Source organism: Pseudarthrobacter linnaei (assembly GCF_055412825.1).
On sequence record NZ_JBVAYX010000011.1, the window covers coordinates 79,978 to 105,972 of the forward strand.

16 protein-coding genes are annotated in these 25,995 nt (G+C 65.9%); 11 read left to right on the top strand and 5 right to left on the bottom strand.

Annotated elements, in window-relative coordinates:
- Nucleotides 1–22 precede the first annotated feature (22 nt).
- From ACZYZ3_RS12020 to ACZYZ3_RS12035, 4 genes are read left to right on the top strand one after another with little or no spacing between them, the layout of a single operon-like run.
- Nucleotides 23–667: a CpaB family protein gene (locus ACZYZ3_RS12020; RefSeq protein ID WP_463964044.1), complete on the top strand. Its 645-nt coding sequence runs from the start codon at nt 23–25 to the stop codon at nt 665–667.
- Nucleotides 664–2,022, top strand: coding sequence for a CpaE/TadZ family protein (locus tag ACZYZ3_RS12025; protein WP_463964045.1), 1,359 nt, complete (start codon nt 664–666; stop codon nt 2,020–2,022). Before ACZYZ3_RS12020 ends, ACZYZ3_RS12025 begins: the two co-directional genes overlap by 4 nt.
- A 59-nt stretch (nt 2,023–2,081) precedes the next feature.
- Nucleotides 2,082–6,956 carry an NAD-glutamate dehydrogenase gene (locus ACZYZ3_RS12030; protein WP_463964046.1) on the top strand — a complete coding sequence of 1,625 codons (4,875 nt, stop codon included), beginning with the start codon at nt 2,082–2,084 and terminating at the stop codon, nt 6,954–6,956.
- 35 nt (nt 6,957–6,991) lie between these two features.
- Nucleotides 6,992–8,461, top strand: coding sequence for a sensor histidine kinase (locus ACZYZ3_RS12035; protein ID WP_463964047.1), 1,470 nt, complete (start codon nt 6,992–6,994; stop codon nt 8,459–8,461).
- A gap of 242 nt (nt 8,462–8,703) precedes the next feature.
- Here ACZYZ3_RS12035 and ACZYZ3_RS12040 read toward each other — a convergent pair whose 3' ends face one another.
- Entirely contained in the window at nt 8,704–8,952 is a 249-nt protein-coding gene (locus tag ACZYZ3_RS12040; RefSeq protein ID WP_003804966.1) for a WhiB family transcriptional regulator, read from the bottom strand.
- 240 nt (nt 8,953–9,192) lie between these two features.
- Between ACZYZ3_RS12040 and ACZYZ3_RS12045 the strand changes: the two genes are divergently transcribed.
- Complete coding sequence (locus ACZYZ3_RS12045) at nt 9,193–9,681, top strand: hypothetical protein (RefSeq protein ID WP_463964048.1); 489 nt, start codon at nt 9,193–9,195, stop codon at nt 9,679–9,681.
- Between the two features lie 66 nt (nt 9,682–9,747).
- Here the strand turns inward: ACZYZ3_RS12045 and ACZYZ3_RS12050 are convergent, their stop codons facing one another.
- On the bottom strand, nt 9,748–13,716 hold the full coding sequence (locus ACZYZ3_RS12050) for an FtsK/SpoIIIE domain-containing protein (RefSeq protein WP_463964049.1): 3,969 nt from the start codon (nt 13,714–13,716) through the stop codon (nt 9,748–9,750).
- Between the two features lie 202 nt (nt 13,717–13,918).
- Between ACZYZ3_RS12050 and glf the strand changes: the two genes are divergently transcribed.
- Genes glf through ACZYZ3_RS12070 form a run of 4 tightly spaced genes read left to right on the top strand, consistent with a single transcriptional unit; the run spans nt 13,919 to nt 18,727 of the window.
- A complete protein-coding gene (gene glf, locus ACZYZ3_RS12055; RefSeq protein WP_463964050.1) occupies nt 13,919–15,106 on the top strand; it encodes a UDP-galactopyranose mutase in 1,188 nt (395 codons plus the stop codon).
- Nucleotides 15,103–17,094: a glycosyltransferase gene (locus ACZYZ3_RS12060; protein WP_463964051.1), complete on the top strand. Its 1,992-nt coding sequence runs from the start codon at nt 15,103–15,105 to the stop codon at nt 17,092–17,094. The genes glf and ACZYZ3_RS12060 overlap by 4 nt, the downstream gene beginning before the upstream one ends.
- A complete protein-coding gene (locus ACZYZ3_RS12065) occupies nt 17,095–17,964 on the top strand; it encodes an ABC transporter permease (RefSeq protein WP_463964052.1) in 870 nt (289 codons plus the stop codon).
- Nucleotide 17,965: 1 nt separating this feature from the next.
- Nucleotides 17,966–18,727 carry an ABC transporter ATP-binding protein gene (locus ACZYZ3_RS12070; protein ID WP_463964053.1) on the top strand — a complete coding sequence of 254 codons (762 nt, stop codon included), beginning with the start codon at nt 17,966–17,968 and terminating at the stop codon, nt 18,725–18,727.
- A 79-nt stretch (nt 18,728–18,806) separates the two neighbouring features.
- Here ACZYZ3_RS12070 and ACZYZ3_RS12075 read toward each other — a convergent pair whose 3' ends face one another.
- The gene (locus tag ACZYZ3_RS12075) at nt 18,807–20,495 is read right to left on the bottom strand and encodes a DUF2142 domain-containing protein (RefSeq protein ID WP_463964054.1); all 1,689 of its coding nucleotides are present in this window, start codon (nt 20,493–20,495) and stop codon (nt 18,807–18,809) included.
- Nucleotides 20,496–20,500: 5 nt separating this feature from the next.
- Complete coding sequence (locus ACZYZ3_RS12080) at nt 20,501–21,526, bottom strand: substrate-binding domain-containing protein (protein WP_463964076.1); 1,026 nt, start codon at nt 21,524–21,526, stop codon at nt 20,501–20,503.
- Between the two features lie 309 nt (nt 21,527–21,835).
- On the opposite strand from ACZYZ3_RS12080, the gene ACZYZ3_RS12085 reads away from it, so the two are divergent.
- Together ACZYZ3_RS12085 and ACZYZ3_RS12090 are read left to right on the top strand one after the other, a co-directional pair.
- Nucleotides 21,836–23,776, top strand: coding sequence for a DUF6541 family protein (locus tag ACZYZ3_RS12085; RefSeq protein ID WP_463964077.1), 1,941 nt, complete (start codon nt 21,836–21,838; stop codon nt 23,774–23,776).
- Between the two features lie 94 nt (nt 23,777–23,870).
- The gene (locus ACZYZ3_RS12090; RefSeq protein WP_463964055.1) at nt 23,871–24,359 is read left to right on the top strand and encodes a hypothetical protein; all 489 of its coding nucleotides are present in this window, start codon (nt 23,871–23,873) and stop codon (nt 24,357–24,359) included.
- A 328-nt stretch (nt 24,360–24,687) separates the two neighbouring features.
- On the opposite strand, the gene ACZYZ3_RS12095 is transcribed toward ACZYZ3_RS12090, so the two are convergent.
- Nucleotides 24,688–25,962, bottom strand: coding sequence for a lipopolysaccharide biosynthesis protein (locus ACZYZ3_RS12095; RefSeq protein ID WP_463964056.1), 1,275 nt, complete (start codon nt 25,960–25,962; stop codon nt 24,688–24,690).
- Nucleotides 25,963–25,995 lie beyond the last annotated feature (33 nt).

Consider the following 25,995-nt stretch of genomic DNA (forward strand, 5'->3'; position numbering starts at 1 on the left):
GACTACGGGGGGGAGCAGGCGCATGAGCGGGAGCACGGTGGCCGGAGGGGCGCGGCTGAAGAAACCATCCTGGAAAGATCCCAGGCTCCTCATCGGCATCCTACTCGTCCTGGCCTCCGTTGCAGGAGTCACCTCCCTGGTCGGCGGCGCGGACCAGACAGCTGAGGCCTACACCGCACGGGAGGCGATCGCCGTGGGCGAAAAGCTGACCCCGGACAAATTGAACCGCGTCAAGGTCCGCCTGGGCGATGTGGAGCAGCAGTATCTGACGCCCGCGTCCGGCGTGCCGGACGGGCTCGTTGCCGTCCAGAGAATTGGCAAGGACCAACTGGTGCCGCGCGGGAGCTTCGGGCAGGCCGATGGCCTGGACCGGAAACCGGTCGCGGTCACCATCGATGAGGCGCTGCCGCCGCAGGCGGTTGCCGGGTCGCGGGTGGACGTCTGGGTTGCGCTGCCCGACGACCGGAACGGGTTCATTCAGCCGGCCTTGCTGTTGCCGGGCGCCGAAGTCGCCCAGATCACCCCGGGCAGCACCGCGCTGGGGTCTGCCCGGTCCACCGTCGTGATGGTGCTGGTAACGGACGGGCAGATGCCCAATCTGCTGGGCGCGCAGGCCAACAAGGCCAAGATCTCCGTGGTGTGGAACCCCGGAGGCACGGGCCGATGAGCATACCGGTCGTCACTGTCGGGGATTCGCGCGAAGACTTGGTCGGCAGGCTGGAACGGCTTCACGGGCCGATATCCGTCGTCCGGCGGTGCAGCGAACTGGCGGAACTGCTGGCGGCGTGCCAGGGCGGCCTGGCCCGGGCCGCCGTCGTGGCGCAGGGCAGCGAGCAGTTGACGGCGTCGCTGGTCGACCGGTTGTCCGCCGTCGGTGTGGCCGTTCTGGCACTGACCGACAGTCCGGAGGAAAAGGCCCGGCTGCTGGGGATCGGCGTGGACGCCGACATCACCGGCGTCGACGCCGCGGCCCTCGCCGGCCGCATCACGGGGGCGGTGGCACGCCTGGCCGGACCGGACCAGCGGCTTCGGCGGGCAGGCGGTCCCGGCTTGGCCGGTGCCGGCCCGGCACCCGGCCACTCCGGCGGTGCTGCCGCGGAGGGACCCGGCCCGACGCCCGACCACTCCGGCGGTGCCGCCGCTGAGGGACCGGAAGGATCCGGCGCCGGGCAGATCATTGCGGTGTGGGGCCCGGCCGGGTCGCCGGGCCGGACCATGCTCGCTGCCAACATGGCCGCCGAACTCGCTGCCGAGGGAAAGTCGGTGCTGCTGGTGGATGCCGACAGCTACAGTGCCAGCGTCGCAGCCATGCTTGGACTCCTGGACGAAGCCGCAGGTCTCGCGCAGGCGTGCCGCCTGGCGGACCAGGGCCTCCTGGACGCCGAAGCTCTGCTCCGGATTGCGGCCCCCGTGGTGACCAGGGCGGGAACCTTTCGGGTGCTGACCGGAATCACCCGGGCGGACCGCTGGACTGAACTTCGCGCCGCGGCGCTGTCCCTCGTCCTGGCCCGTGCCCGGCAGATCGTGGACGTCACCGTCGTCGATACGGGGTTCTGCCTTGAAAGCGACGAAGAACTGAGTTTCGACACGATGGCGCCGCGCCGGAACGCCGCGACGCTGAGGAGCCTGGAACTGGCGGACACCGTGTTCGCCGTCGGGGCCGCTGACTCGATCGGCGTCCCGCGGCTGGTCCGCGGTCTTGCCGAACTTGAAGTGGCCGTCCCGCAGGCGTCCCCGCGTGTGGTGCTGAACAAGGTCCGTCAGTCCGCAGTGGGGCGCTCCCCGGAGCGGCAACTGCGCGACGCCTGGGAGCGGTACGGCCCGAGCGCCCCGTTGTTGGCGTTCCTCCCGGCCGATCCGGCCTCCAGTGATGCGGCTTTGCTCTCCGGATCCCTGCTGCTGGAAGTTGCACCGGCTTCCCCGCTTCGGACGGGCATCGCCGCCTTGGTTTGTGCACCCGTCCAGCAAAACAGCCGATCCTCTGTATTTTCCACCACAGCGAAGCGCCGGCTAAGGGGCTAGGCTCGCCATGAGGGCCGCAACGAAGCGGCCATGAACTTTCTTGATGGAGGCGTTTGTCGATGTCGTCTGGGTCCAGCGTGGAGGATCAACCCGTTTCGATCGGTGCCGGAGAAGGCTACCTGCGGGACTACTACGAGCACATCGCCGGAGAAGACGCCCGGGCTTATCCCGCGGAGTTGCTCGCGACAAGGGCGCAAACGCACCGCCAAGCGGCGGCGCAGCGCTTCCCGGGCCACGCCAACATCACCATCTCCGACGACGACGGCCGCAGCGTCGTCTACATCGTCACCGACGACATGCCCTTCCTGGTTGACTCGGTCAACGCCGAGTTGGTCCGGCAGCAGGCCCCGATCCACCTGGTGATGCATCCGCTGTTCGTCGTGACCCGCAACCGTGAGACCGGGGAGCTGGCACGGGTCGCCCGGGTCCCCTCCCACCTTGGCATCTCCAGCGGCGACACGGCAGCGATGCCCAACCTGTCGCACCTCATCGCCCAGGGCGACAACGCCTCCCACATGGAATCCTGGATCGCGGTCGAAATCGACCGCGTCGACGACGCGAAGCGTGCGGCGTTGACCGAGGGCATCGGCCGGGTGCTCAACGATGTGCGCGCCGCCGTCGAGGACTGGCCGAAGCTGCGGAACCGGGCCCTCCAGATTGCCGGGGACCTGGACAAGCTCGCCAATCCGGCGCAGATCGCCGAACTCCGCCAGGCCCAGGAACTGCTGCGATGGCTGGACGACGGGAACTTCACCTTCCTCGGCTACCGCGAATACGACCTCAGGAACGAATCCGGCGAGGATGTCCTGGAACCCCGGGAGGAGAGCGGACTGGGGCTGCTGCGCGCAAGTGCCGACACGCCGCACCAGATCCAGCACCTCACGGAGACCGGCCGCAAGAAGGCGCGCGAAAAGCGCGCGCTTGTCATCACCAAGGCCAACTCACGCTCCACCGTTCACCGCTCGGCCTACCTGGACTACATCGGCGTCAAGAGCTTCGACGCAGCCGGCAACGTCAACGGCGAACGACGCTTCATCGGACTCTTCGCCACCACCGCGTACGCCGGATCCGTGCGTGATATCCCGGTGGTCCGGGAGAAAGTCGCCGCGGTCTTGCGGGATGCCGGCTTCCCGCCGGATTCCCACTCCGGCAAGGACCTGCTGGGCATCCTCGAAACCTACCCCCGCGACGAGCTCTTCCAGATCGAGATCCCCGACCTGGCCGCCATTGCCACGAGTATCCAGCGACTGCAGGAACGCCGCCGGACCAGGCTGTTCCTGCGGCCGGACATTTACGGCCGCTTTATGTCCGCCCTCGTCTACCTTCCGCGCGACCGGTACACCACCAACGTGCGCCTGCGTATCGAGCAGGAACTGCGCGAGACCTTCGACGCCGTGTCCATCGACTACGAGGCGCGGATGACCGAATCCGCCCTGGCGCGGCTCTTCTTCCGGATCCGGCTTCCGAAGGACGCCGATGTCGGCAACGTCAACACCGACGACCTCGAAAAGCGGCTGGTCCGCGCGGCCCGCTCGTGGAGCGAAGGCATCGCCGAGGTCCTGCACGCCCGCGCCGACGGCGCCGGCGGCCTCAAGGAAAACCGCGCCAAGGAGCTTGCCGCCGTATGGGCCGAGGCCTTCCCGGCAAGCTACCGCGTCGACTACGAGGTGGAGGACGCCCTTGAGGACATCGCCCGCTTCGAGAAGTACGGTGCTGCAGCCGCCCGGGCCGGGGAAGCCGTCAAGGAACACCCCGGCGTCCACGTCTACCTCCCCGACGGCGCCGGCGCGACGCTTGAAGAGGACGCCCGCGTCAAGCTCTACATGCTCGAGCCCAAAAGCCTGAGCCAGATCCTGCCCTACTTCCACAACCTGGGCCTGGAAGTGCTCGACGAGCGCCCGTTCGAGATCGAAACCGCCGACCACCGGGACTTCTTCCTCTACGACCTGGGCCTGAAGTACCCGGCCGGGGTGGACCCCCTTGAGACCGGCCAGCTGCTCGCGGACTCCTTCGGCGCCGCGGTGTCCGGTGCGGCGGAATCGGACAGCTTCGACCGGCTGGTCCTGCGCGAGGGAATGCACTGGCGCCAGGTCATTGTGCTGCGCGCCTATGCCAAATACATGCGGCAGATGGGCAACACCAACTCCTACGGGTTCCTGGCCGACACCTTGCTGGCCAACCCGGATGTCAACCGCGGGCTCAGTGCACTGTTCGAAGCCCGCTTCGATCCCTCGCTGGACGAGGACGCACGCCGGATGAGGCAGGACGAGGTCCTCACCGGACTGGACGCCGCCATCGAACAGGTCGCGACACTCGACGCTGACCGGGTGCTGCGAACCTTCAAGAACCTGATCCTGGCGACCCTGCGGACCAACCACTACCAGAACAAACCGCACCTCAGTTTCAAACTGAACCCGTCCGCCATGGAGGGCCTACCGTTCCCGAGGCCCATGTTCGAGATCTGGGTCTACTCGCCCCGGGTCGAGGGGGTGCACCTGCGCTTCGGCAAGGTCGCCCGCGGCGGGCTGCGCTGGTCGGACCGGCGCGAGGATTTCCGCACCGAGATCCTCGGCCTGGTCAAGGCCCAGACGGTCAAGAACGCCGTGATTGTGCCCACCGGCGCCAAGGGCGGGTTCTACGCCAAGCAGCTCCCGGATCCGGCGGCGGACCGCACCGCCTGGATGGCGGAGGGCGTCGAAAGCTACAAGACCTTCATCCGCGGACTCCTGGACGTCACGGACAACCTCGTCACGACGCCGGAGGGCGAGCAGCTGGTGCCGCCGGCCGACGTCGTACGGCACGACGACGCCGATTCCTACCTCGTCGTCGCGGCCGACAAGGGAACGGCTTCCTTCTCCGACATCGCCAACGGCCTTGCCGCGGAATACGGTTTCTGGCTCGGCGATGCCTTCGCCTCCGGCGGCTCCGTCGGCTACGACCACAAGGCCATGGGCATCACCGCCCGCGGTGCCTGGGAATCCGTCAAGCGCCACTTCAGCGAGCTGGACCTGGACACGCAGTCCGAGCCGTTCACCGTCGTCGGCGTCGGCGACATGTCCGGTGACGTGTTCGGCAACGGCATGCTGCTGTCCAAGCACATCCGGCTGCTGGCGGCCTTTGACCACCGGCACATCTTCCTCGATCCCGCCCCGGACGAGACCGTCTCCTTCGCCGAGCGCCAGCGGCTCTTCGAGCTTCCCCGTTCTTCCTGGGACGACTACAACAAGTCACTGATCAGCGAGGGCGGCGGGGTGTTTGCCCGCCAGGCCAAGTCCATCCCGGTCTCGGACCAGGTCAGGTCCGCGCTCGGGCTGCCCGAGGGGACCACCCAGCTCAGCCCGCCCGAACTGCTGCGCGCGATCCTGCTCGCCCCGGCCGACCTGCTGTACAACGGCGGAATCGGCACCTACGTCAAGGCCAACACCGAAACCAACCCCGAGGTTGGCGACAAGGCCAATGACTCCATCCGCGTCGATGGCCGCGACCTGCGTGTGAAGGTGGTCGGTGAGGGCGGCAACCTGGGCATGACGCAGCGTGGCCGTATTGAGGCGGCCCTCCAGGGCGTCATCCTGAACACCGATGCGATCGACAATTCCGCCGGCGTGGACTGCTCGGACCACGAGGTCAACATCAAGATCTTCGTGGACCGGATGGTTGCCGCGGGGAAGCTGGATCCTGCGGAGCGTTCGGAGTTCCTGGCGTCGATGACCGACGAAGTCGGCCGCCTCGTGCTGGAGGACAACATTGACCAGAACATCCTGCTGCTCAATGACCGGATGCGGGTCTCCGAATGGAGCCCCAGCTACGAGCGCCTGATGGACTGGCTGGAGAAGTCCGCCGACCTCAAGCGCGATCTGGAGGCGCTGCCGACCACCGAGACACTGCGCGAGCGGCTGGAGCAGGGCCAGGGCCTGACCTCGCCCGAGCTGTCGGTGCTGGCGGCCTACGCCAAGATCGAACTTGCCTCAGCACTTCGGGACAGTGACCTGTCCGAGGACCCGTGGTTCCGGCAGACGCTGCGGGCCTACTTCCCTGGGCATCTGCGCGAAAGGTTCGACGCCGAGCTCGACACCCATCCGCTGCGGCGCGAAATCATCGCGACCGTGGTGGCGAACGACATGATCAATATGGGCGGCATCACCTTCGTGTTCCGCGCCATGGAGGAGACCTCGGCCACCGAGGCCGCCGTCGCCAAGGCCTTCGTGGCACTCCGCGAGGTCTACGAACTGGACATCATGGTCGCGGAACTCAATGAGCTGCCCGCGTCCTTCCCCACGGAGCACTGGAGCACCGTGCACCTGGACATCCGCCGGCTGCTGGACCGGGCCGTACGCTGGGTCCTGAGCCAGAGCAACGCCTCCCGGCCCATTGCCGAGGTCGTTGGCGAGTTCAAGCCGCTGATGGATCCCATGCGGGCACGCCTGCTGGACTATCTGCGCGGCGACGACCGTGCCCGGGTGGCGGAATGGCTTGAGAAGGCGCGCGGCTGGGAACTTCCCGAGGACCTGGCCCACCGTTGGGCGGAACTGTTCGAGAGCTTCGTGCTGCTCGACATCGCCAAGATCGTCCACGCCAGCCCGGAACCTGTGGAGAACATCGCCCATGTCTACTACACGGTGTTCAACCGCTTCCACGCAGACTCGCTGCTCGAACGCATCACGAAGCTGCCCCGGAGGGACCGCTGGCAGGCCCTGGCCCGGGCGGCCCTCCGTGACGACCTCTACTCGACGGTCTCGGACATGACGACGGCGGTGCTGGAGTCAACGCCGCCGGAAATGCCGGCGGAGGAACGGCTGGTTGCCTGGGAGAGCCAGAATGTTGAGCAGCTGGACCGGGCGAAGAGCATGTTTGACGAGGTGAACGCCCTCGAGGCCGATGACATGGCCTCGCTGTCGGTAGCATTGAGGCTCTTGAGGTCAATCGTTCGACGCTAGGCAGCTGGGCTGCCCGCGTCGCATATGGAGGTGCTGTGGCAATCTTTACGGACCCCATCAGGGAGCATGCTGATTTCGGGCCGGGGGATGCCGAGTGGCTGCACCTCCTCGTCGGCGACTGGCAGATGGTCGCTGACCTTGCGTTCGCGGACCTGGCCCTGTGGTTTCCGCACCCTGAGTTCGGCTACGTGGCGCTGGCCCACGTCCGCCCCTCCACCACGCATACGGTGTTCCACGCCGACTTCGTGGGGGAGGGGATCAGGTCGGACCTGCAGCCCCTGGTTGACAAGGCATGGGAGAGCCGCGCCATCGAGCGCTCCAACGACACCAACTGGAGCAGCGACATGGCCCTGCGGGTCGAGGCCGTGCCGATGATCCGGAACGGCCGGACGCTGGCGATCGTCACGACCCACATGGACCTGTCCAGCTCCCGGATGCCCTCGCGGCTGGAGCTGACCTACCGGCAGTGCGCCTATGACCTGCTGCGGATGGGGACGCTGGGGCTGTGGCCGGACTTCGCCTCGCCCACCGGCTCCCGACGCGGCGCGCCCCGCGTCGGTGACGGGCTGATCAGGCTCGACGCCGAGGGCATCGTCCAGTACGCGAGCCCCAACGGGGTCTCGGCCTTCCGCCGGCTCGGCGATGGCGAGTCCCTCGAGGGCCGGAGCCTGGCCGAGGTGACCGCGGGCCTGCTGAGGGACCGCCGCATGGTGGACGAGACCCTGCCCCTGGTCGTCACAGGGCGCATGCCGTGGCGCAGTGAAATCGAGTCCCGTGGGGTCAGCCTGTCGCTGCGGGCGATTCCCCTGCGGGACGAGCAGCAGCGCTTCGGCGCCCTGGTGCTCTGCCGTGACGTCTCCGAGTTGCGGCGGCGGGAGCTGGAACTCGTGACGAAGGACGCCACGATCCGCGAGATCCACCACCGGGTGAAGAACAACCTGCAGACCGTCGCTGCGCTGCTGCGGATGCAATCGCGGCGGATGGTCAGCGACGAGGCCAAGCAGGGCCTCGAGCAGGCGATGCGTCGGGTGGCCACGATTGCCCTCGTGCATGAGACGCTGTCGCAGGGCCTGACCCAGAGCGTGGACTTCGATGAGCTCATCGGCCGCCAGTTCCGGCTCTCGGCCGAGGTGGCTTCCCCGTCACAGCAGGTGAAGACGGCGCGTTCCGGACTCTTCGGCGAACTGCCAAGCGACTTTGCCACGCCGCTGGCCCTGGTGATCAACGAGCTGGTGACGAACGCCGTCGAACACGGCCTGGAGGGCCGGACCGGTACCGTCTGGCTGATCGCGGACCGGTCCGAAAGCGAGGACGGCGAGGAGCTGCTCACCGTAACGGTGGCGGACGACGGCGTCGGCATCCCGGCCACCCCGTACGTGGAGGGACTCGGCCTGCAGATCGTGCGGACCCTGGTGACGAGCGAACTGGGCGGCAGCATCCAATGGAAGGCCCGGGAGGGCGGCGGAACGGCCGTCCAAATTGTCCTGAGCCTGGCGAAGCGGTAGCGGCGGAACGGCTGAATTCAAAGTGTCCTGAGCCTGGCGAAGCAGTGGCGGCGGAACGGCTGAATTCAAAGTGTCCTGAGCCTGGCGAAGCAGTGGCGCCGGAACGGCTGAGTCCTTCGGTCTGCTGGCGGCCGGTCGGATCGGGGGGGTTAACGGGCGATGGCCGCAGACGGAGGTCTGCGGCCAGTGCTTTCCTGCCGCTCACCGCGGCTCGCCGGCGGGCCGGCTTCAGGAACCTCGGGTCAGGAGGCGCGGCGGGCGCGGGCAGCGCGGCGCTTCAGGGCGCGGCGCTCGTCTTCGCTCATGCCGCCCCAGACGCCGGCGTCCTGCCCGGACTCAAGTGCCCACTGCAGGCACGTGTCGACGACGGGGCATCGACGGCAAACACTTTTGGCTTCCTCGATCTGCAGGAGGGCAGGACCGGTGTTTCCTACGGGGAAGAATAGCTCCGGGTCCTTGTCAAGGCACGCTGCGCGGTTACGCCAATCCATGCTGATCAGTCACTCCATTTCCTGGGCACACGTTAAAAACCTTTGTGAAATTATTCACTAGAGGCTTCATAAGAAAGGGGCCCTCTGGGGCCCCCTTGGTCAACTGGATTAAGCGTGTCATGTTAACGCTGCGTAAACAAGGGGTACCCGGCCGAAAAATACCGCGGGATCGTGAGCGATGCATCACATTGGCTGGCGGCGGCCTCACATCTGTTCGACTACCTCCGGTACTGTGCCAGTGTGTCAAGAACCCCTGAAGACCCCTCCGATCCTGCCGAAATCCGCGACGCCGACCCAGCAGGGACCCCGGCAGGCGGCGGGACCGGCGCCCCCGCACGGCCCGCAGGAATCCTGGTGATTGCGGTCGCCGTGGCTCTGGAGGCGACCGCGCTGCTGGTGGCGGCCATCTGGTACGGAAGCCAACTGCTGACCGGCGCCCCGGTGCTCTCCTTCTGGGGGGCCGTGTTCACGCTGGGGCTCCTGCTGGCCTTCTCGGCCTGGCTCTATGCGGTATCCACCTTCCTGTCCCGCGGCTACCGGTGGCCCCGCGCCGGCGCCCTGGTGGCGCAGCTCTTCACGCTCACGATCGGCTTTCCAACACTGACAGGCGGCTACCCCCTGGCCGGTCTGGCCATGCTGGTACCGGCGGTTCTCGCCATTGTCCTGCTGTTCGACAAGAGTGTTATCGCTTTTGCGTCACGCGCCGGCGGCGCACCACCGGCCCTGTAGCCGTTCCTGCAACAGTTCCTGCAGCCGTGCACACTGCCCGGCCCGTGCCCGGTGTTCGCGGTCCGTTCACGGTGTGCTGGCCTCGGCGTCGGCAGCCGGATCGAACGCCAACTGCACCGCCCGTGCCCGCCCGTCCGAAATTAGGACGGCTCGGCCCGGGGGAGGGTTCTGCTCCAGTTCGAACCGGACTCCGAACAAGTCTCCGTCCATCAACGCCCGCGGGGCGATCAGCACGCCCCGTCCCAGGCCCGCCACATGCTGCACCAGCGGCACCCGCAGCCGAAGGCCCGGGCTGAAACCCGCGGTCAGGACCACCCGCCAGCCGAGGGTGTTGAGCAGGAGCAGCCGCTTGTTGGTTTCGGGCGACTGCAGATCGAGGTCGTCCGCCAGGAGAATTGCCGCCGGGTCCAGGGTGCCGGCGAGCGCAGCGTCATGGGTCCCGGCCCACCAACGCTCCGGATCCGTTGCCGCCGGGCACCGAAGCCAGCCCGCGGCGGGATTGAGGCCCGGCAACGCCGACAGCAGCGAGGTCTTCCCCGAACCGTGGCCGCCCAGGACGGCGAGGACAGCGGCGGCAGGTAACGGGACGTACGCCGGCACGAGTTCATCGCCTTCGACCCCGAGGCGCAACTGGCCCGGCGGCCCACCCAGGCCAGCGGCGGCGCCGGACCGGACGTCGGCGACCGTCACCTGCACAGGAAGCGGTTCAATGCGGAAGGGCCGGGTCCGCGCGGGCGGGTGGGGCTCGCCGATGGCGGGCGGGCGGGGCTCGTAGAGCTGTCCCACGTGGCCGGACGGAGAGGACGCGGCGGACAGCGGCCCGAAGACCACCACCCGTCCGGCGACGGCCGCGGCGGCAGGCAGCCGGGGCCAGGCGAGCCGCCCCTCTTCCGTTGAACCGGCAGGCAGGAAGATCCGGTTGGGAACGGCAGCAAAGAACCGTGAGGTGACAACTTCGCGTTCACCCGCCACCACCACGGTGATCCCCGCCCGGGCACCGTCGCGGACGATGTCCTGGACCAGGTCCTCCGCCCAGGCCAGCGGCCCGGCCCGGAACGCCGACACCCAGGAGCCCCACCCGCACAGTGCCAGGACGAGGGCGGGGGCGCCGGCCGAGCGGGCGGTGCCCAGCCTCCGGGTCATCTCTTCGGCAACGCGCTCCAGCACCCGCGCCGACCGGCGCAGCTCGTGCAGCCCCACGACCGCCCCGGCTCGGGGGTGGGCAATCGCTGCGCTGAAGGAACCGGCGGCATCCAGAAGGTACAGATGCGATTCGTCGCCGCCGTTCAGGAGCTGCGCCACGATGAGCCCCAAAGCAGCGTCGGCACCACCGGCGAGCCCCGAGACCAGTCCAAGGTGGCCGTGCGCGCCCGGATTCCAGCCGAACTCGGCAACGCGTTGTTCCTCGGGGAGGTCCAGCAGCCCCAGCCTGATGCGGCGGAGGTTCCCGTCGGCGGGGAACGGCACCTGCCGGGGCAAGGGCGCCGCGACAGGGCGGCGCGGGTTCGGACTTCCGGTGGCCGCCCAGGCTGCCGTCACCGCTTCCGCCAGCTGGGGCACCGCCGCGGACGGCGGCGGGGGAGCGCCGCCGTCCCTGCCCGGGGACCCGGCGGTTGACGGACGGTAGAGGAGTTCCATCGCCTCCGCCACGGTCGGGCCGCGGAGCGTCCTGGGAACGGGCGGCGTGAGCGTGGCCGTCTGGAACTCCTCCGGTGCCGCGTTTCCACGGACCACGAAGGCTCTTCCCGGACTCGTGACCGGGATGGCGGCCGCCAGCCGGGAGTCGATGACGTCGAGGGATTCGAGCTCGGATTGAACCCGCAGGGCGACGCAGCTGGTCACGTTCGCGCGGATATCTGCGGAAACGGCCCCCTGCGGACGCTGGGTTGCCATGATCAGGTGGATCCCCAGTGAGCGGCCGATGGAAGCAATCCGCATGAGCTCGGCCAGGGCGTCCGGCGCCTCGTCAACCAGCATCCTGAATTCATCAATGATGAGGACCAGATGGGGCAGCGGCGGACCGTGCGGATCACGCGCCTCGTAAGCCGTGAGATCGGCGGCCTGATGCGAGGCGAGGAGCACCTCCCGGCGGCGGACTTCAGCCCCCAGAGACAGCAGGGTCCGCGTCACCTCATCGAGGTCGAGATCCGTGAGGAGCCCGACGCAGTGGGCCAGCCCGGCCAGCGGCCGCAGGCCGGATCCGCCCTTGAAGTCGATGAACAGCAGATTGATCCGGTCCGGGGGATGCGTGGCCGCCAACGCCGCCGCGAGCGTCCGCAGGAACTCCGACTTGCCGGATCCGGTGGTGCCCGCCACCAGGAAGTGGGGTCCGTCGGCCTGCAGATCCAGCCGCAGGGGGCCGGAACTGCCGATACCGACCAGGACCGGAAGGCCGCGCGCGGCAGTGGACTCGGCCCAGCGCAACGATATGTCCTCCGCCGAGACCGGAAGCAGCGCGCCGAGGGAACAGGCACCGGGGATGCCCGACCCGGGAGCCGAGGCCGGGTCCGGTGCCCCCAGCCGGCGGCAATTGCGGTCGAAGACGCCGGAGGGAACAAGATCCGGAGTGAACTCCAGCGACGAGCCGGCCGCTGAGAGCCAGGCAGTACGCTCGGTGAGAACCAGGGCCGCGCCGGCAGCCGGGGCCGGTTCGCCGGCGCAGTCAATCACCTGCCAGCCTCGGCTGACCGCCACGGCGCGCAGTCCGGCCGTGCGAAGGGCAGCAACGATGATCAGGACGCCGCGCTCATAGTCCCGGCCCGGGCCGGCTGCCAGGGCCTCCATCGTGGCGCCCTCATGCGCGGAGAGAATTGCGGCCGGCAGGAAGCGAGCGGCAAGAAGCGGCGGGGTTGGACCGTGGATGAGGATCCTGGTCCGCCGGGCAGCGGCGTAGCCGGCAAGCTGCAACACCAAGAATCTGACCAGCCCGGCCACGCACGGTGCCGGTCCACGCAGCGTCGTCACTGCCGTCGCGGGATCAAGGGTCACCGGCATCCTGGCGGGTGGCGGTGGACGGACCCCGGGATCCGGCGGATCCAGCCGGATGTTCGCGCTTTGCTCTGCCTGTCCGAGCCGCAACCAGACCGGGCCGGTGGTGGCAGAAACTTTCAGGGGTTCCGGTTCTGTGGAGCCAACCTCCAGCGACAGCTCACCGGCGGATGGTGCGGCACGCCGTCGTCGTTCCTTGTCCGCCCGCGCTGCCGCGGCGACCGCGGCACTGAGTTCGCGGCGCTGCCTCCTGCCCGCGGCGACGGGCACGAGAACCGAAACTGCGGACAAGGCGGTGAAGGCCAGGAAGATCCACATTCCGGTCAGGACGGCCAGCCCGGCTCCGATGGCCAGCGGCAGCACCGCAGCCACCAGCAGCGCTGCCCTGCTGCTGTGCGCGGCGGGGTTGCTGACCACCAGCGGTGCCGTGACGTCGGACCCGGCAACGGCCAGGCTGCCGGGGTCCACGGTGCCGGCGAAGACCAGGGACATCGACGAGCCGCCGCAGTGAATCAGAGAATCCGTCGAGACGGCCGTCGCATGGATCTTCTTCCCGTCCACCACGACCCCGTTGGCACTCCCGAGATCGAGGAGGGTGACGGTGGAATCAGTCACGTCCAGCTGCGCATGTTCGCGGGACAACTCGGCATCCGGAATGACGATCTCCGTTCCGTTGCGGCCGATCCGGAACCGTCCACGCCGCAACGGAAAGACCAGACCGGCGCCAGGCCCGCTGTGCACGGCCAGTGCCAGCGGTGCGATGCTCGGGGCGGCGGCCGGGGCGGCGCCGTCCACCAGAACGGCACCCTGGACGAGGGGACCCTCGCCGACGTTCAAGACGGCCACCGGCACCCGGCCCACCGACAGCGTCCCGGTACCGTAGCGACGGGAAATTGCCGCCTGGAGATCCGCGCCGGGACAACTGTCGGGCAGCTCGACCGCCAGTTCCACCGGTCCGGAGCGGAGGGCGGACCCCGGAGCCGCAACCAGGGTGCAGTGCAGCATCATCGAGGACGAGTCCTTTCCGCGGCGTCGTTTGGATCCCACGGTAGGCGTGGTAGCACTGACCCGGGGCAGGGGATTCCGCCTATGTGGAAAGGCGCGCTAAACATCGGCAAACCGTCGGAGGAGGGGCTGTCGGCAGGCCCCCTAGGGTCCGCGATTCGCTGGTTCCCACCCTGTCTCGGGTAGGCTAGAGCAGCAGACAATGCACAATGTTGCGCTGCCCCCACTCGAACCAGGAGATTTTGTGACCGCTGACCTCGTCATCGTAGGGTCAGGCTTTTTCGGCCTGACAATCGCAGAACAGGCCGCCACTGAGCTGGGCTTGAAGGTCGTCGTCATCGACCGCCGCCACCACATCGGGGGCAACGCTTACAGCGAAAAGGACGAGCAGACCGGCATCGAGGTCCACCGCTACGGGGCGCACCTCTTCCACACCTCCAATGACCGCGTCTGGGAGTACGTGAACCGTTTCACGACGTTCACGAACTATGTGCACAAGGTCTACGGCGTCCACAAGGGCGAGGTCTATTCCCTGCCGATCAACTTGGCCACGATCAACCAGTTCTTCCGGACGAACCTGACGCCGGGACAGGCGCAGGAACTGATCAAGGAACAGGCCGGGGAACTGGCGGGGACCGATCCGCAGAACCTCAATGACAAGGGCATCCAGCTGATCGGGCGGCCGTTGTACGAGGCGTTCATCAAGCATTACACCGGCAAGCAGTGGCAGACCGATCCCAAAGACCTGCCCGCGGGAATCATCTCCCGCCTCCCGGTCCGCTACAACTACGACAACCGGTACTTCAACGACAAATACGAGGGCCTTCCGACGAACGGCTACACCGCCTGGGTCGAGAAGATGGCGGACCACCCGAATATCGAAGTCCGGCTCAACACCGACTTCTTCGACGAATCGCACGAGTACAGCAAGGACAAGGTCGTTGGCAACATTCCGGTCATCTATACCGGACCGGTGGATCGCTACTTCGATTTCGCCGAGGGCGACCTCTCCTGGCGCACCATCGACTTCGAGGAAGAAGTCCTCGACGTCGGGGATTTCCAGGGAACGTCGGTGGTCAACTACAACGACGCGGATGTGGCCTACACCCGGATCATCGAGCCGCGCCATTTCCACCCCGAGCGCGACTACCAGACGGACAAGACCGTCGTCATGCGTGAATTCTCCCGCGCTGCCGAAAAGGGCGACGAGCCGTACTACCCGATCAACACCGCCGCGGACCGTGAGCGTCTGCTCAAGTACCGCGACCTGGCGGCGGCCGAGAAGGACGTCCTCTTCGGTGGGCGCCTTGGCACTTACAAGTACCTGGACATGCACATGGCCATAGGGTCTGCCCTGACCATGTTCGACAACAAGATCCGCCCGCATTTTGAGGGCGGCGCAAAGATTGAGAGTGGGGGAGTGGACGCATGATGACCACTGAAGAGGGGTCCGCATGGAGCGCTCTTCAGCGGGTGATCCTTCCATCGCCGGACCAGGCGGACACAGTCCCGCTGTATGCGGATGCCGGCAGTGCCAGCGGGATCCGGCTGCGGGAGAACGACGAGCTGGCCCGCACGCCCAAGCTGCCCGAAGAGAAGTTGCAGATGTTCAGCTCCGGGGGCCGTGAAGCACACTTTGAAGATCTCCTGTCCCGGCATTCCATGCGTGTTCGGTCAGGTGAGCAAATTTCCTTCGGAACCTACTTCAATGCGTTCCCGGCAAGCTACTGGCGACGGTGGACGTCCGTCAGGGACATCCGGCTGGTTGTCCGGACCGGCGGTACCGGCACCGTTACGGTCTACAGGTCCAATGCGCGCGGATCCGTCCAGCGGGTCGACGGGGTCCACGTGGACGGCGACGCCACCTCGGTTTTCGAGCTGTCCCTGAAGCCGTTCGGCGACGGCGGATGGTACTGGTTCGACCTCGCGGCCAGTTCGCAGGAACTGACCCTGCACAGCGCCCGGTGGGAAGCGCCGGATTCTGGCGGGCCCAGCGGCCAGGTGACGCTCCAGATCACCACCATGAACAAGCCTGATTTCTGTCTCAACAATGCCCGCATCTTGGCGGAGAACCCGGACGTACTCGGCAACGTCAAAGAGATCCTCATCGTGGATCAAGGCACCCAGAAGGTTGAGGATCAAGAGGGCTTTGCCGAGGTCAAGGCATCTCTTGGCGGCAAGCTCCGTGTAGTTAACCAGGCGAACCTGGGCGGGTCGGGAGGGTTCGCCCGTGGAATGTATGAGGCCGTCGAGAACGGCAGCGACTACGTGCTGCTGCTCGATGACGACATCGTGGTCGAGCCCGAAAGTATTCTCCGGCTGCTCACTTTCGCGGACCGCTGCCGCAAACCGACCATTGTGGGCGGCCACATGTTCGATTTGTACAACCGTAGCGTCCTTCACACCTTTGGCGAGGTCGTCGATCCGTTCCGGTTTGTGCCTGCCCTGCCCCACGCGGACATGGATGTGCGGCACGATTTCAGTGTTGCCAATCTCCGGCAAACGGCGTGGCTGCACCGGCGCGTGGATGTGGACTACAACGGGTGGTGGATGTGTTTGATCCCCACGAAAGTGATCCGGGAGATCGGCCTTTCGCTGCCGTTTTTCATCAAGTGGGACGATGCCGAGTATGGACTCCGCGCGCGTGAGGCCGGGATTGCGACGGTATCCCTGCCAGGGGCCGCGGTTTGGCATGTGTCCTGGATCGACAAGGATGACCTGGTCGGCTGGCAGGCCTACTTCCACGAACGCAACCGCCTGATCACGACCCTGATCCACAGCCCCTACCCCAAGGGCGGGAGGTTCCTACGCGAATCCGTGCAATCGGATGTCAAGCACCTGGTGTCGATGCAGTACTTCACCGAGCATGGCCGCATCGAGGCCCTGAAGGACATCTTCAAGGGACCGGCTGACCTCCACAAGGTCCTAGGGACTAAGCTGCCGGAGATTAACGCGGTCAAGTCGCAGTACCCTGACGCACAGCTGAAAGACAACGTGGATGACTTTCCGGCTCCCAAATTGGGCCGGGGACCCATGGGTGGAACCGTAGTCGGGATGCCGAGCAAGAAGGACATCATTCCCTGGGGGATCAAGACGGTCGCTCGCCAACTGATCAAAGCGCCTGGCCCGGAAAGCGCTGAAAGGCCGCAGGGTTTCCTAGCGCACCGGGACAACCGCTGGTTCCGAGTCGCCCATTACGACAGCGTGGTGGTGTCCAACGCCGAAGGTACGGGCGCGTCCTGGTACCTGCGGGACCCGAAGAAGCTGAAATCGATGCTGACCGAGGCCACTCGGCTGCACGTCAGACTGTTCCGTGAGTGGGACAGGCTCGCCGAGGAATACCGGGGTGCTGTGTCAGACATCAGTTCGATCGACTCGTGGAAGAAGACCTTCGAAGCCGGATCCAAGGACGGGAGCTAGGTGGCCGGCCAGATTGACGAGCTCGTTAAACCGGGCAGCGGTAGAGGTCTTTTGGACGTCTACGGTGACCGGTTTCTCCTCAAGCTGTTGGTGCGGAAGGAAATCAAGGTCCGCTACCGGGGATCGGTACTCGGATTGTTGTGGTCATACGTCAAGCCACTTGTGCAATTCCTCATCTTCTACGTCGCGCTGGGCATCTTCCTGGACCTCCAACGGGGCACTCCCAACTACGCGATTTACCTCTTTTCGGGAATCGTCCTCGTGAACTTCTTCACGGAGTCGCTGTCGAATGCCACGCGTTCAATTGTGGACAACCGGGATCTCATTCGGAAGATCTATCTGCCCCGGGAGCTGTTCCCTGTGGCGACCGTCTGGGTCTCGGCTGCGCATTTCCTGCCCCAATTCGTGGTGTTGATCGGAGCCTGCCTCATCGTCGGATGGGCGCCCTCGATCCTCCAAATAGCAGCCTTTGTCCTGGTGTTCCTGATGGTCGCCGTGCTGGGGACTGGCTTGGGACTCATGTTCGGCGCGGTCAACGTGTACTTCCGGGATTCCGAGAACATTGTTGAAATGATCGTCATGGTCGTCACGTGGGCGTCGCCCGTGCTCTACGTCTGGTCGATGGTGCAGGATGCCATGGGGTCATGGTTCTGGCTGTACCAGTTGAACCCGATGACGGTCGCCGTCGAGGTGTTCCACTGGGTGTTCTGGGAGCCGACGCTGAAGCCCGACCAGATGAGCATGTCCGCCCTGCCGCCGGACCTGCTGACGCTGTGGCTTCCGATCGCCATGCTTACGATCACTGCCGTCCTGCTTTTGGGACAGCTGACCTTCCGCAGACTCGCCGTCCACTTTGCCCAGGAGCTCTGAAATGATTCCGGCTGGCCATGTCGCCATCAGTTGCATCGATTTGCGGAAGCAGTTTGTGCTGCGCCACACGCGGTCGCTCAAGGAAGCCGTCGTCTGGCTTGTCAAGGGACGGAAGGGCGACCTGTCGAAGAAATTCCTGGCACTGAAGAACGTCTCGCTTGAAGTGAAACAGGGCGAGACCGTGGCGCTCCTCGGCCTCAACGGGTCCGGAAAGTCAACACTTCTTAAGCTTATTTCAGGGGTGCTGCAGCCGGACGGCGGAACAGTGCGCACACGCGGCCGTGTTGCCGGGCTGATCGAGGTCGGGGCGGGTTTCCACCACGACCTGAGTGGACGGGACAACGTTTACCTCAACGGAGCCATTCTGGGCATGACCGAGAAACAGATCGACGAAAAGTTCGACTCGATCGTGGAGTTCTCGGAAATCGGTGAGTTCATTGACACCGAGGTGAAGTTCTACTCGTCGGGCATGTACCTGCGACTGGCTTTCTCGATCGCCGTGCACACGGACCCGGAGGTATTCCTCATCGATGAGATTCTCGCCGTCGGCGACGAGCCTTTCCAGCGCAAGTGCATAGCAAAGATCAAGGAACTGGCCGCCAAGGGCAAGACTCTCTTCGTGGTGAGCCATGACTTGGACCTTGTGGCGACGGTCTGCGAGCGGGGTGTGCTGTTGGAGCACGGCCAAATCGCAATGGACGGGGAAGTCCACGACGTTGTGGCGGAGCTGCGACGCCGCGCCGCGCCTGCCGAAGCCCCGTGAGCCTCCGAACAGGCCGCATGTGAGCTGACGGCGGCGGAGGAGTCGCCTTACCCGGGGGAGAGCCCCCGGGGGCGGGAGGCTAGCCGGTTGTTTCAGACGATCCGGTGACTGTTAGCGTCACGGCAGCCTCCGGAGCCACCGCGCCGGCCGTGGTTTTCTGGCTCCTGTGGAGCTGCGGCAGATGGACCAGGGCTGACCCTGGGAACAGGAATCTGAACAAGCTGTTGGCAGCCGTCGCCATGACCGCCAGGTATGCCACTGTGAGAAGGAACCACCCCAGGGGAGGTTGCCAAAGTACGCCGTTGATCATGGCGAGCCAGTTGCCCCCACCGAACGTTCCCACTGTGTAACGCCGGAGAACGAAAGCAAAGGCCAGAACGTGGCATACTACACCGGACCACAGCAGGACCCGGGCCACCCTGGGTGCCTCTGCGCTCTTGGAGATGGGCAGCCGGCGCGCCGTCATTCCGACGGCGATGAGGAAGACGACCACGAGCGGCAGATTGTACCTCCCCTGCCAGATGAATCCCATCGATTTCCAGATGGAGGCTTGAAGGATCGCTGGCACGATGATGAGCAGCGCCAATGCAGCCCATGCACCGCGTGTCGTCCTGAAGGGGCGGATTATCATCGGCAGGAGAATCGCGAGGACAAACCACATGCTCCAGAACATGACCACCACCATGGGTACTGGGGAGTCCAGCCAGCCCATGACGCCGATATACTGCGGTACGAATTCGGAGGCACGCTCCACCATGATCAGGAATGCGCGGAAAATGGACATCCCGGGTTCGGGGTTGGCGATTCCTTCGGGGGCGGCGCCCGAATTGGCCGGAGCGTGCAGCATCAGATAGATCCAGTAGAGCCCGAGGACCACCCCGGGGACTGCTACGGCCACTCCCGTCAGGACCAGCCGGTTCCGGAACGCATCCTTGATCTCGGAGACCCGGAACAGCAGCAGCCCTGTGATCAGGGCGCACAGCAGCCAAACAAGTGAGACTTGCCGGGTGTTGGCCAGCACGATGGTGGATGCGACCACCGTCACTACTGCCGGTACGACGTGGCGGATCCGGTGCGCATTGTCCAGCGTGATGACGAACCCGCAGAAGGCAGCCATCGTGGCCGCCACTTCCAGGGAGTTTGGGTTGATCCCGGCCGCGAGGTACACCACCATCGGCGTCAAGGCGACGGCGGCCATGATGATCGGGATCCGTGGCTGGCGCAACTGCAGGAGGGCGGTGAAGCCTGCCGCGTAGAACGCTGCTGAGAGCAACGCGCTGAGAATGCGCATTGCGAACAGGGCCGGCTGACCAGTCAAAAGGAGGCTGGGCAGTCCTATGATCCAGTAGTACATCGGGTTATAGGACCCTGCCGAAGTCACGCCGATCGCTTCCTCGTTGGCGTCCGAGGGGATCGCCAAGGCACAATCCGCCGCAGCGTCCGGGCGGAACTTGAAGCAGTCCTGGGCGTGAAGATTCGCGATATAGGCGGGCACCCGGACATGCACACCGTGTCCGAAGGACGTTCCTCCTTCGATGGTGATCTGGCCGCGCACCACCGCTGCGGCCTTGATTGTGTGGGCCGGCTCATCGGGAAAAGCCATGAGCGGGGTAGCCAGCGACCAAAGCCCTATGCCGGCGGAAAAGAGCAAGAACAACTTGACGAACAGCGACCACGGGGCGGGGCCCGCAGGTCTGCTGACAGGGCGGGATTGTTCACCACTGGCCACCAGGGCCTTTTCCTTCGTGTGTGTCTTCACCTCGTCCATGGCTACTACTCCTTCTCGGCTGAGATGGATCGAACCAGCTTCAAGCCGGCTGCCGTGGACTTCTCGCTGGGAGGCAGTGAACTGGAGAAGACTACGGCGTCCTTCTGCCCCTGTTTGCTGAGTACAGCCTCGCCCCACGACCGCACCAGGTCCGCGGTGGCGTCGTTCCCGTAGCGGGCGCAGAAATACTGGTTGACGACGATGCCTAAGGCGTACCCCGTCCGTCCGTCGAGCCGTTGTTCCACGACACGTGGGACCGACTCGACTGTCGCGCCGGAGGATATTGCCGACTCGGCGGACTCGTTGCCGAATGCCTGGTACGTTTCTCCGAACTTAAGCTGTGCTACAGAAAACCGTGACCCGATGACGGCTGAATCCAAAAACGAAATTGCGCCTTTGGTCTCCTCGACTTTGTCTGCCACATCCGTGACTTTGCCCTCCTCCGACTCGACGGTGCCGCCGGGCCATTCGTGGCCGCTGCTGCCGGGCCACTGCCCCGGCGCCTCGGCGGCAAGGTACTTGTTGACGGCATGCGTCACGTCCGACGGAGACTCTTCGAGGAGCGGCACGATGTCAATGGGAGGGAGTGAAGCGTCTGGATTGGCTGCCGCCAGCCGCGGGTCGTCCCACTTGGTGATCCGCCCCTGGAGAATCGCGGCAAGGATCGGCGCATCAAGCCGCAGTTCCCGGACCTCCTCTAGGTTGAAGACCACTCCCACCGGAAGCACGGAGACGGGGAGGGACATCAGTCCCTCAGGACCGCAAGCCGACGCCTCACTGAACGCCGTTCCCCGGTCGAGAGGGGAATCGCCAGCCGCGAAATACGACAGCCCGTTCATGACAGCCGTGATTCCGACTTCTGCACCGTCCGGAGAGTATGCGATGGAAACACCGGGATGCTCGTTTTTCCAGGCCTTAGCCCAGGCAGCGACGGCACCTCGCTGGGAGGAGGTGCCGATGCCCACCAGGGCACCTTGCACTGTTCCGGCCGGCGTTTCAACAGAGCACCCGGACAATGCAGCGGCCATCATGCCTGCCACCGCTGGTGCCCAGAGACGCGACGCCCGGAAGGGCGGGAAGAAGAAGAAGCTAGGGGTATTTCGCACGCTTACAGCCTACTTGCTCGGCGCCCGACGGCCCCACCCGGACGCGGCCGGGGGAAATGGGCCGAAAGCGCGCAGCTCCCATCGCCTCGCGGACGAGCCGCCTACTGTCTAGTAGAATTCCCCCAGACCGGAAGGAAAAACGCGCGTGGTACACCGATGCCCAAATCCTCAACTTGAGCTGTTCCCGGCTCCCGGAAGGTCTTAATGTCCTGGTGGTCCGTGGCCCCGGAATTCATGCTGGCAGCAGCCATCATTTTCGTACCGGGCCTTCTGTTAGGACTCGCCGCAGGCGTCCGAGGTTTCGCGTTGGCGGCCCTTGCTCCCGGCTTTTCCGTATCAGTTACGTCCGTGGCGGCCATTCTGGCATCGTTCGCCGGAGTTCCCTGGTCGTTCGCACCAGTGGCTGTCTGCACGGTTCTGGGCATGGCCGCAGCCGCAGTGGTCAGGCACCGGGGGGTCAAGGAACAGCCAGCGCGAGAACCTGGCCGATCAGTGGTCCACTGGACGGCCATGCTTTCGGTGGCCGCCGCCGTCCTCATGGCATCCCTCACAGTCGGTGTCCGGCTGGTCGGAGCATTCGGTGAACCGGTAGCCTTTTCGCAGACGTTCGACAACGTCTTCCATCTGAACGCTGTCCGGTACATTCTGGACACCGGCTCCGGCTCGTCGCTCACCGTCGGCTCCATGACAAGGGGAGGGTTCTACCCCACGGCCTGGCACGATCTGGTGTCCCTGACGGTCCAACTGACAACGGCGCCGATCCCGGTGGCTGTCAACGTCGTGAACCTCTGCATCGGTGCGCTTGTGTGGCCGTTGTCGTGTATTTACCTGGCGCGGGTCATCATGGGGCCGACGTTGGCTGCCACGTGGGCAGCGGCTGTGCTGTCCGCGGCGTTCGGCGCGTTCCCGCTGCTGATGGTGGAGTTTGGTGTGCTGTACCCGAACTTCCTTGGCATCAGCATGCTGCCGGCCGCCTTGGCGCTGGGATTGCAGCTGCTCGGCCTGGCCACTGTTCCGTGGCAGGGGCGCGCTCTCCCGCTGACCTCGCTCGTCCTGATCCTTCCGGGGCTGTCCCTGGCCCACCCCAGTTCCATCATGGCACTCATGGCGTTCCTTGCCCCGGCTGCGTTGTTCCGGTGGTGGGTGTCGGTCCGTGAAAGCGTCCGCCGACAGGGAGCCTCCTTCCGCTCGGTGGGCATCCACGCTGGGGTCCTTCTTGGCGTCGGAGCGGTCGCCCTTGTGCTGTGGATGACGGTCCGCCCGCCCAGGGAAGCCGCGTTCTGGCCTCCTATCCAGCCTGGGTACCGAGCAGTCGCACAAGTGGTCACCAGCTCGGCCATCGACCGGCCCGTGTCGTGGGCCGTGATGATCCTGGTTCTCGTTGGCGTGGCGATTGTGCTGCGCCGGCCGCGCATGCTCTGGCTGCTGGGAGTCTATTCCGTCGCTGCGCTGCTGTTTGTGGTCGCAGCGTCATTCCAGACCGGACGGATCAGGGACTTCGCGACCGGGATCTGGTACAACGATCCGCCGCGGCTTGCGGCCCTGTTGCCCGTCGCGATCCTGCCGCTCGCCGTGGTGGGCGCTGTCGAACTCTGGACATTGCTCAAGCAAAGAAGCGCGAGGGGCGCCGGGGAATGGTCGCCGCGGCGCCGGGATCTGGTGCGCTACGGCGGGGGTGCCGGCGTCGTTTTGCTGCTCCTCGTCACGACGCAGCAGGCCAACGTTGACGAAGCGGCAGTGGCAGCCGAACGGAAGTATGCGATGGGGGCCTCGGCACCCTTGGTCAACTCGGATGAGCTGGCGCTGCTGGAGCGGCTGGACCAGCGTGTGCCGCCCGGGGCCATCATCATTGGGAATCCGTGGAACGGCAGCTCACTGTCGTACGCCCTGGCTGAAAGGAAGTCCGTGCAGCCTCACATCCTGGGTGCCATCCCGCAGAGCACGCAGCTCCTCTACGACCACTTGCGGGACGCAGCCTCGGATCCCGCTGTCTGCGACGCCGTCAGGGAGCTGAAGGTAGGCTACGTCCTGGACTTCGGGCACCAAGAGGTCAATTTCGAAGACGAACGGCAGGATGTCTTCACGGGACTGGATGATCTCGTGTCCAGTGGGGTGGCCGAGCTGATTGACTCCCAGGGGGCCGCCCGGCTGTTGCGGATCACCGCTTGCGGCTAGAGGCTGCTGAAATATCGCAGGGTGGGCGCGCCGGTCATCGGCTCGGTGCTGGTGATGCAGGCACTGCACGGGCTCCCTGACCGGGAAACCGCTGTTGACTGATACTGCGTTCCACCCGAGCACGATGACCTATCGGCGACGGTGTCTGCCCGGGTCGGGACACCCGCACCGGATCATGGAGGCCATCGTCGACGTCGGGGCGGACGCCGGAATCCTGAAGTGCAAGCGTCGGCGGGCGGTGGATTCGACGGACCTTGATGACGCGGTGGCGAGGCAGGACTCGATCGCGCAGCTGATCGCGGGGATCTGCCGGTTCGTCCGTGAAGTCCCTGACGGCCAGGACCTGCTGAGCACCCACGCCAGGGGTATGACTAGACACGCACCGGCTAACCGGACACCTCCTGGGACGACCAGGGACTCCGGACCGGAGAACTGCGACGGAGCCGCCGGTGCCCGGCTGATCGCCATGGACCCCACGATGGCCGGCACCAGCGTCGACGTCCTGGCCGACTCGACCTACGGTTCCGGGGAAATGCTCGCCGTTCCCGCCCGCACCGCGCATACCCCAGTGATCAAACAATGACCCCTCCGCCCTGTCGGCGAGGGTGGATTCACCCTCGATGACTTCACCGATGAGGCTGCCGGCACCGTGACATGCCCGCACAACATCACCCGAGCCGTCACCTCGCCCTCGGACTGACCATGAACGAGGGACCATCGGCGCTGGGACAATCCACCGCTTGAACCGGCCAATCAATCCCACCACTGGATGACCGCCCACATCTAAGGCAAAATGAACGCCAGCGGGCGGAACGACCCCGTTGTCGCACCCGAAAGGTGCTGACCAGACCCCGCCGCTTGACGGCCATTGGGGGCGTTCCTCCCGCCCTGCCGCGTTGTTCGGTAGCCTCCTAGCCCACTACGTTGGGCGCCGTTGAGTCGTCCGTGGTTGGATCGGTCGGGTTCCGCCGGTCCGGGCGCTGTGAGCCCAGCAAGGCAACAGCCTGAACCGCGCAAACGACAAACTCGCCAATGGCCAGTCCGAGCGCGCCGCCCGCTCCCTGCATCGAGATGCTGAGGACAAGCATGGCAGGCAGGCCGATTGCCGCGCCCGCGACCGTGCTCAAGAAGACGGCTCGGATGCGTCCGGTCGGCACGAGCCAGTGAGAACCCGTGGAGGTGTTGACGGAGACGAAGAGGAAGGCCAGGCCAAACCAGAAGCAGGTTGCGAAATCTGCCGCCAGAGCAGTGCCGAACAGGATCTCGGTGACAAACGGGCCCAACAATGCGAAGCCTGCGAGCCCCGCTAAACCGAGCACGGTGTGACTGAGCAGGGAGAACTTGCGCCGTTTGACGTGATCGCTGTCGATTTCCGCCACCCAACCCTGGAGGCTGCTGCCCAGCGCCCCCACGGCCATCAACCCGACGCGGAAGAGCTTCTCGGCTGAAACGAAGACCGCCAGACCTGACGGCAGGGCAGCTGCCGCCACGACCAGGATCGGAGTCGCCGAATACGCGGCGGCTGCCATGGTGGTTCCGGACGCAGCCCGGAGTGCCCAGATTTCCTTGAGGACCGGGGCCGCGTGCAGCCCGGTATAGTCCTGGCGCCTGCTGTGCCGACGCGTGAAGAAATACGTTCCCAGAAGGCCGCCGACCAGGATGGCCGCCGGGTAAAGGATGATCAGGCCCGTGACCAGAAGCACCGGGATACATAGGATAGTGGCGATGATCCGGGGCAACACATCGTAGCGGGCGATCATGCCGGCGTTTCCGATGGCAATGCAGTACCAGGCCGGCGACAGCCCGGCAGCCGCTTGGGCCGCAGCCATGACGAACGTTTCCCAGAAGTGTCCGCGATCGGCGTACAGCGCGGCAACGCCGGCCAGGACAGGAATGCAGACCGCGAACGCAGCGAGACGTGTCATCAGGCTCATGGCGTAGAGGCGCCGGCGAAGGACCGGGTCGCTCGTGCCGGCTACGCGAGCGGGCCCAGACAGGGTCCAGCCCAAGGCCACCAGGATGGCCGCGAGCGAGCCTACGGCCTGCCCGACGGCGAGGGCATTCCATGTGCCCTCGCCTCCGACCCGGGCGATGTAGGGGAGCAGCAGGAAGGGCGCGAGCGAGGACAGGAGCGGCAGGCCGGCAAACGAGGCGATCCTTTTGACCATGGCGCGGGAGGTGCTCAAGGAAAAACACACCGTCCCTGGGGTACCAGGGGT